The sequence below is a fragment of the Vibrio cortegadensis genome (genome assembly GCF_024347395.1).
Taxonomy (GTDB): Bacteria; Pseudomonadota; Gammaproteobacteria; order Enterobacterales; family Vibrionaceae; genus Vibrio; species Vibrio cortegadensis.
Genome location: NZ_AP025473.1, coordinates 219,402 through 232,919, shown reverse-complemented (window position 1 = coordinate 232,919; position 13,518 = coordinate 219,402). Strand labels below are relative to the sequence as shown.

Here is a 13,518-nt window from a genome sequence, read left to right as displayed (position 1 = left end):
TACTTTTCAATTTTTTTATATATCGCTAGCAGGTTCTTCTATGCAGTCAGTTCAAGGTACAGATGCTGTGTCAGCACCACCAAGCCTACCAACAAGCAAAAATGTATTTATAAAATGGGCACTTCTTGGCTCCGTTGGTATTATTAATGGCTATGCAACCATCCTAATGTATTCTCGCGGTGAGCTCGCATTTGCGATGCTTACGGTGATTTTAACCACTCTAGCGCTTTACATTTTCGGTAGTAAAAAGACATACGCGCACCGTTACATTTACCCTGGTATTGCAGGGATGATTCTTTTCATTCTTTTCCCTCTTGCATACACAGTCGGTCTTGCATTCACTAACTACAGTGCCAAAAACCAATTATCGCTAGAGCGAACTCAATCGGTCCTTTTAGATAGAACTTACCAAAGTGGCGAAAGTTTCCCTTTCACCCTTTATAAAACAGATAATGGGCACCGCCTATCTATTGATACCGGTGATCAAATCTTAGCAACGAAAGAGTTTGTACTTGAAGGCTTTACAGGTACGAATCTGGACCTTGCTCCAGTACCATCGGTTTCTGGTAAGAAAGAGTCAATTAAGACGATCATCAAAAGTCGACCTATTCTAGGTGCGATTGATCTTCATACGCCTTCTGGTCAAGCAATTCGAATGAGTGGCCTGCGTAAATTTGCGGCTGTTAATTCGTTATATACAATGCAAGCCGATGGCGAAACATTAATTAACAACGAATCCGGCGAAACGCTTAAACCAAATATGGAAGTGGGCTACTACCAGCCAATTTCAGATACTGGTGAATTCATTGGTAGCACTGTTTCTCCAGGTTTTGTGGTTCAAATTGGTACTCATAACTTTGAGCGTGTATGGACTGATGACGGCATCAAAGAACCGTTCATCAACATCTTTGTATGGACAGTGGTCTTCTCGGCAGTCAGTGTCGGTTTAACGCTTGTTATCGGTTTGATTCTAGCAAGTGTTGTGCAATGGGAAGAGTTAAAGGGTCGTGCTATTTACCGCGTACTTCTTATCCTTCCATATGCGGTACCAGCGTTCATTTCAATCCTGATCTTTAAAGGTTTGTTCAACCAAAGCTTTGGTGAAATTAACATGGTACTAGAGAGTATGTTTGGCTTTAGTCCGAACTGGTTCTCAGACCCTGTCATGGCTCGTGTTATGGTGTTGATTGTTAACACATGGCTTGGTTTCCCTTACATGATGATTCTATGTATGGGCCTATTGAAAGCGATTCCAGAAGATTTGTATGAAGCATCTGCCATTGATGGTGCTGGTCCTCTGATGAACTTTAAACGCATTACTGTGCCGCTAATGATTAAACCATTAACGCCACTTCTAATCGCAAGTTTTGCCTTTAATTTTAATAACTTTGTAATGATTCAGCTATTGACGAACGGCGGTCCAAACATGATTGGTACCTCTGAACCAGCTGGTTACACAGACTTACTAGTGAGCTACACCTACCGTATCGCATTTGAAGGCGGCGGCGGTCAAGACTTTGGTTTGGCAAGTGCAATTGCAACGCTAATCTTCCTACTTGTTGGTGGCCTAGCACTACTCAACCTTCGTTTCACTAAGCTATCTCAGGATTAAGGAGCAATATAATGGCAATGGTACAAGGTCAATCACTTAAATACCGTGTATGGGCGACCCATATTGCGCTTTGGATATTCCTATCAATGATTATCTTCCCGTTATTGATGGTAATCGCGATTTCATTCCGTGAAGGTAACTTTGCGACAGGTAGCTTGATTCCAGAAAACCCATCACTGGAACACTGGAAACTAGCGTTAGGTATTGCAGTCACTAATGCAGATGGCACAGTAACACCGCCTCCATTCCCAGTATTAACGTGGTTATGGAACTCAGTGAAAGTAGCAGGTATTACTTCTATCTTAGTGGTGTCGCTGTCTACAACGTCAGCATATGCATTTGCTCGTATGCGCTTTAAAGGTAAAGAAACTATCCTGAAAGCGATGATGATTTTCCAAATGTTCCCAGCAGTACTCGCGTTAGTTGCACTATACGCATTGTTTGATAAATTGGGTCAGTACATACCTTTCTTAGGGTTGAACACGCATGGCGGTCTGATTTTCTCTTACCTTGGTGGTATTGCACTGCATGTATGGACAATCAAAGGTTACTTTGAATCGATTGATAACTCGTTAGAAGAAGCCGCTGCTCTGGATGGTGCAAGCCCATGGCAAGCATTCCGTTTGGTTCTGCTTCCACTGTCAGTGCCAATTCTAGCGGTTGTATTTATTCTGTCATTTATCGGTGTGGTGGGTGAAGTTCCTGTAGCGTCACTACTACTTTCTGATGTAAACTCTTATACATTAGCAGTAGGTATGCAGCAATACTTGTACCCTCAGAACTATCTTTGGGGCGACTTTGCGGCAGCAGCAGTGTTGTCAGCATTACCAATTACCGCAGTGTTCTTACTTGCACAACGTTGGCTTGTTGGTGGCCTGACAGCTGGTGGCGTGAAAGGTTAAGAACAGTTCGAATAATAATAGAGCGATCTTTAGATCGCTCATTTATCGATACTTCTATTACACTTTTGGTTTGGCCGCTGATCAGTAGTAGAAGACGAACACTGGCGTTACGCATAGCTGGCTGTTAGTGAGGTTCCTTACGCCGTTTACACTAACAGTTTTGTAACTCAAGCCTAAGCATCTGCTTAGGCTTTTTTGTATCGGTAACATGCCGTATTCGTTAGTGGTTGAGTATAGAGATTTTACGGTGTCTCAAAAGTGAGTGACTAAACGAGTGCGTGAGACCTCAAATAATAAACTGCAACCGTTCACGTTATTACATAAAATTTAGAGTTCGCGATTAGAAGGGGCGTAGCCTAAATATTGCAGTAACACGTAAATGCTTTCTTGCTTTAATGCGACTTTTCGAAAGAGGTTTGCAAACGTATTATCCCCACCGAAGCAGGTCTGAATGTAATGGTCAATTTCCTCATTCGGATAACCCTCAACATACATGGTTCTTACCCACTGATATTCAACGGCACTGGTGTCGATAATGGTCGATTCACTAAGAGTGGGTTTATGTATGCCCAATTTTTATTCCGCCTGAAGATAAATAACTTTAGTTACAGCGAATTAGAACAAATCAAGATGAAAGAAAAATGACAAATCAGTAAAAATTGTTGGATTAAAAAGGCGTTGGAGCAAGGTTTACCACCGCAGAAAATAGAAAGCGGTGGATTTAGAGGGAAGTGTTGTCTTAAATTGCGATTACTTGAGTAGCTTTACATGCGCTTCCATCTCTTCACCAATCTGTTTACGCATATTCATCAGTTTGATTGCGGATTCTCGTAACATAATATCTTCCTCTGTTACTGGAACCCACTCCGGGATCTTGGTTGGTTTTCCGTTTTCATCAACGGCAACCATAATCACAATGCAGTGCGTTGTCAGGCGTTTATCTAAATCTTTTGGATCACTGGCCTGCACGTCAATCGCAATATGCATAGATGAAGAGCCGGTATAAATAACCTTCGCGCTGACCTCAACTAAATTGCCCACATGAATCGGCGCGACGAAACGGATACCACCAGCATAAGCGGTAATACAATATTTACCACTCCAACCTGCTGAACACGCATAGGCAGCTAAATCGATCCATTTCATGGCGGCACCACCATGTACTTTGCCCCCAAAGTTTACATCGCTAGGCTCTGCTAAAAAACGTAACGTAACATCTCGTTGACCACCACTCATTAGCCATCCTCACTTGAGCTATTTGCATTTAAACTATTTGTATTTAAATAATTTGTATTTGAACTACTTGTGAGTTGATAGTACGCGATATATCAACGCAACAAAAGTGCAAAGTTAATGCAACAAACAGTGGCTTGGTTGGCTATAGATTCGCTTTAATACGCAAATACAGATAATTAGATGAGTTGTGCTTTTATCTGGCCATCTAAGTTGGCACAATCATGCCATCTCCGCTCTGGTTTCATGACGATGACAGAGCTTTTTTATATTGGGATCTTTCTCGCTATGCGCATTCTTCATACTTCCGATTGGCATTTAGGGCAAAATTTTTTCACTAAGAGCCGTAAACAGGAACATCAACAGTTCATTGCTTGGTTATTACAGTTAGTTCAAAGCCAAAATATCGATGCCATCATTATTGCTGGTGACGTGTTTGACACTGGTTCGCCTCCTAGTTATGCCCGAGAAATGTACAATCAGTTCGTGGTGGATCTCAGTCAGTTGAATTGTCAGCTGGTGGTTCTTGGTGGCAACCATGATTCCGTCTCAACCTTGAATGAATCTAAACAATTATTAGCGTGTTTAAATACCCATGTTATCGCCAATACCAGTGATAACTTGTCTGAACAATTGATTGAATTGAAAGATGAGCATCATCAAGTAGGTGCACTGTTATGTGCCGTCCCTTTTGTGCGGGCGCGAGATGTTGTTGTCAGCCAATCTGGAGCGAGCGGAACGGATAAGCAGAGAGCGTTGGGTCAGGCGATAGAATCACATTACCACCAACTTTTTGAGTTCGCGGTTGAACAACGATCAGAAAAACAGATCGATGTTCCAATCATTACTACGGGCCACTTAACCGCCCTTGGTGTTACAGCAAGTGACTCTGTTCGCGATATCTACATCGGAACCCTTGATGGCTTTGATGCTAAAGGTTTTCCGCCAGCCGATTACATTGCGCTTGGTCATATCCATCGCCCTCAACTCGTGGCTAAAAAAGAGCATATTCGTTACAGCGGATCGCCTATTCCTCTTAGCTTTGATGAACTGAAGTCTCAAAAACAGGTGGTTATAGTTGAATTTGACACTAGCCGCAATGCACTGGTCTCAACGGTTGAAGTACCCATGTTTCAAGCCATGGCGATGCTAAAAGGCAATCTCGTAGAAATTGAAACCCAATTGGATGACCTTGCGAACACTGCCGAGAATGCCAGCATGTGGATCTCTATCGAAGTGAAAGAGCAAGATTATCTCTCTGATCTACAAGCACGAGTACAAAGCATGGTTGAAGGTAAGCCTTTTGAAGTGCTGCAACTACGTCGAGCTCGTGGTCCAAAACAGGCGGGTTTAACCCAAGAGAAGAGTGAAACCTTAGCTGAACTCACGCCTTTTGATGTGTTTGGTAAACGAATTGAACTAGAGACGTTTGAAGGGGAAGAGGAGCAGGCAAGGTTGGCTCGAATGAAAGATAAATTCCGCCAAATTGTCTCCGAAGTAGAACATAAGGAGGCAGACTAATGAGAATTCTAAGTTTATTTTTTGGCAATCTAAATTCCCTTAAGGGCGAATGGAAGATCGACTTTACTCAGTCCCCATTTGTCGATAATGGCCTGTTCGCGATAACGGGGCCAACGGGTGCAGGAAAGACCACGCTCTTAGATGCTATCTGTTTAGGGTTGTACCACAGCACTCCGAGGTTAGGGCCGTTATCGACATCGAATAATGAGGTCATGACTCGTGGCACTGCGGAATGTTTTTCAGAAGTAGAGTTTGAAGTAAAAGGCGTGGCTTATCGCTCGTTTTGGCGCATGCGTCGTTCACGCGGAAAAGCGGATGGTAACTTACAAGCCGCACAAGTGGAGCTTTCTGAAGTTGAAAGTGGCAAAGTTCTGGCTAATCAGATTAAGAAAAAAACAGAGCTGGTAGAAACTATTACGGGGCTCGATTTCGCTCGATTTACAAAATCTATGATGCTGTCTCAAGGTCAATTTGCCGCCTTCCTAAATGCTAAAGAGTCGGAAAGAGCTGAGCTATTAGAAGAGCTAACGGGAACTGAAATTTACGGACTGATATCAGAAAAAGTCCATGAACATTTCAGTACTGCCAAGCAAGAACTGGCTGAGTTAGAGTCACGAGCTCAAGGCGTACAGCTTCTGACTGAAGAACAGAAGAGCGAACTCCAGAAGTCACAGAGTCAGGTTCAAGCTTCAGTCGCTCAAGCTCGTTTACAAGTGGAAAACTGGCTAGCGCATAGAGCCTGGTGGGAGCAAGTTGAGAAAGAGAAAATCAATCTGACTAACGCAGAACTTGAGTTAAAGGGGGCAGAAAACGATAAGGTAGCAGCGCAGGCTGAATTGTTACGTTTGGCTCAAAGTGAACCAGCAGAAAAATTGCGAACGCCATTTACTCTTCTCCAAGACGCTCAATCGCAACAGAGCAAAATTGAGTTGCAACTTACGACCAAGCAGCTGCAATTAGAGCAGATCAATCAACAGAAAACGCTTGCTGAAAATAGACTCAATACGGTGAAAGCGAAACACGAAGAACTTCGATCTGCACATAAAACGCAAGAAAAACTGCTTAATGATCAAGTGATCCCTTTGGATAATCAACTGGCGACGTTGGCATCCCAACTCAGCAAGCTTGCAGAAGAGAAGGCGAAGTTAGAGCAGCAGTTGCAACACTTAACTCAAGGATCCACAGTATTAAACCAGCAGTTGATGGATTGTCAGAGTGCGTTAGAAGTGACAGCGCAGTACCAAGCGCAACATCAAAGTGATCGTGACGTAGCAGAGCAGCTCACTGGATGGAAGCAGCAACATAAGCAGTGGCAAGAGACTGAGAAACAAAAGCTGGAACAAGCGGCGCAAGAAGGAAAATTCGCAGCTGCGATTGCTTCAGAACAGGAAATTCTAGAGGGTAGCACAAAGGCTCAGTTGCAAGCCGATCTCGAATTGAAGCAGGCGAGTGAGCATCATGCTGCCCTGAATCAACAGTGGACGGTATTACTTCAATCGAGTGATAAAACATCTTTAGAGCGTCATTTAAGTCAAATTAGTGAAAAGCTAACATCTCGCCATACGTTGACCAATTTAAACAGTCAATGGCAGCAGTACAATAAAGAACGCAACGACAAGCAAGCTGATAATCAAACACTAGAGGCGAAGCAACAGCAGTTAAATTCGACTCGTGAACATCTAAGAACGCAATATCAAACTAAGAAGCAGCTAATCACTTCTCTTGAGCAACAGGTGGGGCAAGAAGAACATTTAGCTTACTACCGTTCATTACTTAAGCCGAACATGGAGTGTGCGCTATGCGGCTCTGTTGAGCACCCGAATGTGGATTATGCAAACCCGGATCAAACGTCAGATTTATTAGAGCAAAAGCGGAGCGTCGTTGCAGAGTTTGAAAAAATTGAACAGCAAGGGAAAGAGGTGGCCGTTGAATTAGACTCCATTGCTAGGCAGCTGAAAGACAACCTTGAACGTCTAGCATGGCTTAGTACTCAGTTGGATAACGTTCAGCGAGAGTGGCGAAGTCAAACGGCACGTTTAGAGCTTGAGTTAGACATTACACAGCTGGATAAGGTCGCAGAGTTAGGTTCGGTGTTAGAGCAGGAGCATAAGCAGATAACCCAACAACTTGAACAGCTATCACAATTAGAAAAGCAGTGTCATCAAGCTAGCCAAGCTCAGTTAAAAGCGGAGAACGAGCACAATCGCTGTGTTAGCCAAGTTCAATTGCACCAGCAACTTCTTGCAAATCATCAGCAAGCGCAGGCAGATGCGAATGAATCGTTACAGAGATTCGACGTAACATCAAAAGAGCAAATAGCAGTGCTGCTAGAGGCTATAGAAAGCTTAGGCTATCGCATTGATGATGTATCGAAAATTGCGAATTGGTTTGTGAATAAAGAGCAAGACGTTAAATCTTGGCAGGAAAACCAAGATAAGAAGCTTGAGTTAGAAAAGCAGATCGACGCTATTCAGATGGAGCAGAAGCATGGCCAACAGCGCAGTGTTGAATTGATATCTGAAACTCAACAACTGGTCAAAAAATCAGAAGCGCTGACACAAGATCAGAAAGTCGCGACGCAGCAGAGATATACCCTATTTGGTGACAAATCGGTCTCTCAAGAGCGCTCTAGTTTGCAGCGCAATCTTTCTGATTCTGAAAATCTGCTTTCGCAACATTTGGCGACAAATAGTGACTTATCGCAGCGTTTTTCAACCATTAGTGGTGAGGTGAACTCTCTAGATGAGTCTCATAAATTGTCCGTTGTGAGTGTCGAGAGTAAGCAGAAAGAGTGGGAGGCATTATTGCAACAGAGCCCATTTTCAACTCAAGCAGATTTGGAAAAATCCTTGTTAAGTGAAGATGAAGTCAAGCGTTTGACCGATCTCAAAGTGGGGTTAACAGCGCGATTTGACGGTGCTGGGGCACTGGTGAAAGCTGCACGAGAGAGATTGGATACCTTACAGCGTCATGAGCAAGCTACACAATGGAGCGCGATTGAGCTTGCTGTAGTCTTAACTGAATGCGAAGTCACTCAACAACAAGTGGAACAGTTGACTAAGCGTGAAGGTGAAATCAGCAATGAACTGCATTCAGACGCGCTTCGACGAGAAGAACAACAGTCATTATTTGAACAGATTGACGCTTATCGAAAGCAGTATGATGATATCCAGTATTTACATTCGCTTATTGGTTCGCAGAAAGGGGATAAATTCCGCAAATTTGCTCAAGGGTTAACGCTGGATAACTTAGTGTACCTTGCTAATAAGCAATTGGATCGTTTACATGGTCGATACTTACTTCAACGCAAAGAGAGTGACGGTTTAGAACTTGCTGTTCTGGATACCTGGCAAGGTGATTTATCACGAGACACCAAAACCCTTTCTGGAGGAGAGAGCTTCTTGGTGAGCTTGGCACTTGCGTTGGCGCTGTCTGATTTAGTGAGCCATAAAACCAGTATTGATTCCCTCTTCTTAGATGAAGGCTTTGGTACTTTAGATGCAGAAACGCTCGATATTGCCTTGGACGCTTTAGATAACCTGAACGCATCTGGCAAGATGATTGGGGTGATTAGTCATATTGAAGCGATGAAAGAGCGAATTCCTACTCAATTAAAAGTAACGAAAAAAAGTGGCTTAGGGGTAAGTGTTTTGGATAACCAGTATAGAAATTAATAGTTTGATAAATAAACCATTTATTTTAAACATAAAAAAACACCTAGCTAATGCTAGGTGTTTTTTTAAGCCGATTCGGTACTGTATTTTATTTTAAGGTGTACCTTTTAAAAGCCAACTGACAGTTAGTTATTCTATCAATTTACATTCGATTTTAGTCTAGATATTGAGAATGCGGTACTGTCCGATCGGACAGGTTTGTAGAATGAGATTATTGCGCATTGTTGTATTTCCACATACAAGGAGATACAACAATGACAATACAAATCCATTCACACAACCTCAATGCAATACCAAAGCATGATTACATCAACTTACTGAAATTGCGCTACAAAGTTTTTTCTGCCCGTTTACACTGGGATTTAGAAACCAGCGAAGAGATGGAAACAGACCAGTATGATGTTGAATTAGCTCACTATTTATACGCAATGGAAGACGAAGGTAGTATGGTGGGATGCTGGCGGATCTTACCGACCACAACGGACTATATGTTGAAGAACACCTTTCCCGAACTGTTGGGGGGGATCAGTGCGCCTGTTGATGAGAAGGTGTATGAATTAAGCCGTTTCGCGGTTGATAAAGACTTCTCGCGCAAAGTTGGAGGTGTGAGTAATATCACGCTGAAGATGTTCCAATCTCTTTATTACCATGCACAAGACAAACAGATTGATTCTTATGTCACAGTGACATCTGCAGGAGTAGAAAAGCTGATTAAACGTATGGGGATCCCTTGTTCTCGAATTGGCGACCAAAAGGTTCATATGTTGGGTGACACAAAATCGGTCGCTTTGCATATACCAATGAATAATCACTACCGGGAGAGTGTAGGCGCTTAAACGACGTGTGTTTAGTCATCTAGATAGGTGAATGAATCGTCACTTTAGTTAGGTGATAAAGAAACAAAGCATGAGCACAAGTGATTAATCGCTTTGTGCTCATTTTTAAAGGATAGTGTTAACAGAGGATATTGTTAAAGTAGTGGGTTGATATAACCACCTAAAATGGCTTTAGTGATGGCTTGATATCGGTTGGTCGCATTAAGTTTTTTGCAGGCATTACTGATATGGAATTTCGTCGTACGTTCAGAGCAACCAATTATGGTCGCAATTTCCCAAGCACTTTTCCCTTCCGCCGCCCATGTTAGGCACTGGGTTTCTCTAGCAGTGAGAACCGCTCTTGGTGCTGCATCATTATGACACTTTGCGATGTTGTGGATGTTATTAGACAGAAGGGGAACAATAAGCTGCGATATTTCGATGCTACGGTTTTGCAGTGAGTAGGATTTTACATCCGATGTTGCAAAACTAATCATACCAAACTCACCTCGTAGTCCATGAACAGGGATGCTGAAGCCTTTTTTGAGCCCGTTGCAGCGAGCTTCTTCAAATATCTCGTCGCCGCTATTGGTCAGTTCTTTGATTCTATCCCACTGGATTGGCAAGAAGTTATGAATGCTGTATTTCACAATAGGATCAACGTGCATAAAACCAGATTGATCGTATTGTTCGCGCCAGGCAGGAGGATAGTTGTCAGTGAGTAAGGTTTCAGAGGTAGTCAGCGTTGGTTTTAAGGATAACCCAAATAAAAAATACTCATGATCAATGATGTTATTTAGATCAAATAACACACTTTCCAGTTTCTCATGACTTGAGATCTCTCGATTCTCTTCTATTAATCGAAGTATTTTCTTCATCAATAAATAAGACCTTGTGCCAAATATCAGAACTGATTAAATATAAATATATCAGTAATATACAGTATATGCACCTGTTCTGATAAAAAATCATTCCATATTGACACTCACTGGCTCTTACTTGGTGACATCGATGAAGCATTAAGTGGTGTACTAGACGACTTCAATAGTAACGGAGTTCTCTTTTGCAAAGGCATCGATCTCTTCAGGGGGAGGTGTGTCCGTAATGATGATATCGACATCAGCTATTGTGCCCAGTTTTACCATCGCATTTCGGCCAAATTTAGTATGGTCAACCCCTAGTAATACACAGCGGCTATTTTCGATAATAGCTCGTTTGACTCTAACTTCATGATAATCAAAATCAAGCAACGAACCATCGTGGTCGATGCCACTTATTCCTAAAATACCGAAATCTAAGCGGAATTGAGAGATAAAATCCAGTGTCGCTTCACCAGTCACACCACCATCAATATTTCTGACTTCACCACCGGCGAGAATGACTTTAAAGTCGGGCTTGGTCATAAGAATTGTCGCCACATTAATATTATTGGTGACGATCCTTAACTGTTCATGGTTCACCAAAAGTGCTCTAGCGATAGCTTCCGGCGTTGTACCAATATCAATAAATAGAGTGGCGCAGTTGGGGATATGTTTAACCAAAGCGGCAGCGACTTTCTCTTTTTCTGGCTGTAAGGAGACTTGCCTAGATTGATAAGATGAGTTTTCAGAGCTTGATGCTAGTGTTGCACCACCGTGATTACGTCGTAGCTTATTGTCATCTGCGAGCTCATTAAGGTCTCTACGGATTGTCTGAGGACTTACGTTGAATCGTTCGACTAAATCATCGGTACTAACAAAACCATGAGTCTGAACGAGTTCAATAATTTCTTGATGGCGTTTAACTGCTTTCACTAACCAACTTCCTTATTGCGAATATTCATTTTAGTGTACGCTGTGAAGGCGCAATTTCAATAACTTCGAACAAATTCACAGGCTATTGTGCTCGTCTTTGACGTGGATTCACATAAACGAAAGCAAAAAAGAAAATTTACATTGATGTTAAGCTGCACTCTTGGCAATAACGGCAACTTGCTTAGATGTTTTAATTTGTGAAAGAATAACGCCAGATATCACCAAAATACCGCCCATCAGATGATAGCTCTGGATTGTCTCTCCAAGCAGCGTCGAGGCTAACGTGACCGCTATGACAGGTAAAAGATTCATGAACATCGCAGTAGAATCAGCCCCGATGATTGCAATCGATTTTACCCACATCCAAGGTGCAATGACCGATGCCAGAATGGCGGCATAAGCGATCAAACTATAAGACGCTTGTGTGGGTAGTAACTGGTCACTGGTCAGCCAGAGTGGCGTCAGCATAATCACAGCACATAGCCCCTGCATGTAGATGAAAAGCCAGTTAGAGAAAGGCATTTTCCAACGCTTTAGAAGAACGCAATACACCGCATAAATGCATGCCGCGATCACCATTAAGCCGTCACCCTGAGTGATTTCTTGGCGGGTGAAAAACAGCATATCACCCTTCCCGAGCATGAAAGTTAGGCCTAAAAGCGACAAAACCCCACCTACAATGCTTAAGCCTGATACTTTTTTACCTAATAACGGGACGCTAATGAAGACACTAAGCAATGGAACCAAAGAGATAATAAGAGACATGTTTGATGCAGTTGTGGTAAGTCCTGCGTAGTAGCCTAGTGACTGATTCAATACCATGCCGAGTAGAGCAAGAAATGCGATCTTACGGATATAAGGTTTTATGGTTTTCCATTGGCGAATGAGCGATGGTAAGCAGAAAGGCGTTAAAAGAGCCATGGCAAAAAACCAGCGGAAAAAGCTCATAGCACTAGGCTCTATTGCTGATGCCGCCAGTTTATTTACGATGGAATTGCCGCCCCAGATCACTACGGTAAAGAAAGGTAAGAGATAATTCATGTGATATCCATCGAGTAATTAATCGTTGGAGCTAGTGTATTTGGTCGCTATAATTATAAATATCTCCAGAAAGACATTCAGCGTGATAGGAAGACAATTTTGAAAAAAACGCCGAGAAAGCTGCACCGATCCTTATCAACGGAAAACGCACCATCAGATGTGTTTATGAATTTTGAAGCGTTTTTGTCGAATACTGAAACAAGAACTCACAGCCACGAATGGGGGCAAGTTCAGTTGATCAGTGGCGGGATTTTGGAAATGGAAGCTGAAGGAACCCGTTTCCTTGCTCCTCCCCATTTAGCGATTTGGGTTCCCGCAAATGTGATGCATTGCAGTTATAATCGTAAGCCCCTCGACTACTGTTCATTGAATATCGCTCATCAGCTAACCGCGTCGTTTCCAAACCAGACTAGTTTGATAAAAGTCACCCCAATTGTGTCTGCCATTATTGATGACTTACGACGTCGAGATGTCAACATTGCACAATCGGAATCTGACAAGCGATTGGTTCAAGTTTTGCTTGATCAACTGGCAACGGAAGAGGTTGAACACCACTTTCTACCGTCTAGCAATCATAAATACTTAGCGCCTATTCTTGCAGCGATAGAGGAGAACCCAACCGATGATATGTCACTCGCAGATTGGGCAAGCAGAGTTCACACCACGGAAAGAACGCTTGCTCGTTATTGTCAAAGCGAATTAGGGATGAGTTATACCGAGTGGCGATTAAGGGTGCGATATCTACATTCGATGGAGCTACTGCGCAGCGGTCAGTCGGTTAAAGAGGTGGCCTTAACTCTAGGTTACAACCAAGCAAGCCCTTTTATCACAATGTTTAAGCGATATTCGGGGTTCACGCCGGAGCAATACAAAAACCGTTTGCTGTAAGGGATTACACCAACGGTCAGGTTATTAAGAGATCTGTTT

Annotated in this window: 11 protein-coding genes; 6 read left to right on the top strand and 5 right to left on the bottom strand. The window is 42.7% G+C overall.

Annotated elements, in window-relative coordinates:
* Positions 1–40: 40 nt before the first annotated feature.
* Both malF and malG read left to right on the top strand, forming a co-directional pair.
* A complete protein-coding gene (malF, locus tag OCV39_RS15580; protein ID WP_017051654.1) occupies positions 41–1,612 on the top strand; it encodes a maltose ABC transporter permease MalF in 1,572 nt (523 codons plus the stop codon).
* A gap of 11 nt (positions 1,613–1,623) precedes the next feature.
* A complete protein-coding gene (gene malG / locus OCV39_RS15575) occupies positions 1,624–2,514 on the top strand; it encodes a maltose ABC transporter permease MalG (RefSeq protein WP_113798432.1) in 891 nt (296 codons plus the stop codon).
* 327 nt (positions 2,515–2,841) lie between these two features.
* On the opposite strand, the gene OCV39_RS15570 is transcribed toward malG, so the two are convergent.
* Entirely contained in the window at positions 2,842–3,087 is a 246-nt protein-coding gene (locus OCV39_RS15570; protein ID WP_029203259.1) for a hypothetical protein, read from the bottom strand.
* Positions 3,088–3,264: 177 nt separating this feature from the next.
* Positions 3,265–3,750 (bottom strand): acyl-CoA thioesterase, encoded by a 486-nt coding sequence (locus OCV39_RS15565; protein ID WP_017051657.1) that lies wholly within the window; start codon positions 3,748–3,750, stop codon positions 3,265–3,267.
* A 285-nt stretch (positions 3,751–4,035) separates the two neighbouring features.
* Here OCV39_RS15565 and sbcD point away from each other — a divergent pair, with 285 nt between their 5' ends.
* The 3 genes from sbcD (at position 4,036) to OCV39_RS15550 (ending at position 9,778) form a co-directional block, all read left to right on the top strand.
* The gene (gene sbcD, locus OCV39_RS15560; RefSeq protein WP_261890152.1) at positions 4,036–5,268 is read left to right on the top strand and encodes an exonuclease subunit SbcD; all 1,233 of its coding nucleotides are present in this window, start codon (positions 4,036–4,038) and stop codon (positions 5,266–5,268) included.
* Complete coding sequence (locus OCV39_RS15555; protein ID WP_261889940.1) at positions 5,268–8,942, top strand: AAA family ATPase; 3,675 nt, start codon at positions 5,268–5,270, stop codon at positions 8,940–8,942. Before sbcD ends, OCV39_RS15555 begins: the two co-directional genes overlap by 1 nt.
* Positions 8,943–9,196: 254 nt before the next feature.
* Positions 9,197–9,778 (top strand): acyl-homoserine-lactone synthase, encoded by a 582-nt coding sequence (locus tag OCV39_RS15550; RefSeq protein WP_136995093.1) that lies wholly within the window; start codon positions 9,197–9,199, stop codon positions 9,776–9,778.
* Between the two features lie 134 nt (positions 9,779–9,912).
* Here the strand turns inward: OCV39_RS15550 and OCV39_RS15545 are convergent, their stop codons facing one another.
* The 3 genes from OCV39_RS15545 to OCV39_RS15535 form a co-directional block, all read right to left on the bottom strand.
* A complete protein-coding gene (locus OCV39_RS15545; RefSeq protein WP_017051661.1) occupies positions 9,913–10,635 on the bottom strand; it encodes an autoinducer binding domain-containing protein in 723 nt (240 codons plus the stop codon).
* Positions 10,636–10,788: 153 nt separating this feature from the next.
* On the bottom strand, positions 10,789–11,550 hold the full coding sequence (locus OCV39_RS15540; RefSeq protein ID WP_017051662.1) for a DeoR/GlpR family transcriptional regulator: 762 nt from the start codon (positions 11,548–11,550) through the stop codon (positions 10,789–10,791).
* A 147-nt stretch (positions 11,551–11,697) separates the two neighbouring features.
* Positions 11,698–12,591, bottom strand: a complete 894-nt coding sequence (locus tag OCV39_RS15535) for a DMT family transporter (RefSeq protein WP_113798428.1) — start codon at positions 12,589–12,591, stop codon at positions 11,698–11,700.
* Positions 12,592–12,690: 99 nt separating this feature from the next.
* On the opposite strand from OCV39_RS15535, the gene OCV39_RS15530 reads away from it, so the two are divergent.
* Positions 12,691–13,479, top strand: coding sequence for an AraC family transcriptional regulator (locus OCV39_RS15530; protein WP_017051664.1), 789 nt, complete (start codon positions 12,691–12,693; stop codon positions 13,477–13,479).
* Positions 13,480–13,518: the final 39 nt, after the last annotated feature.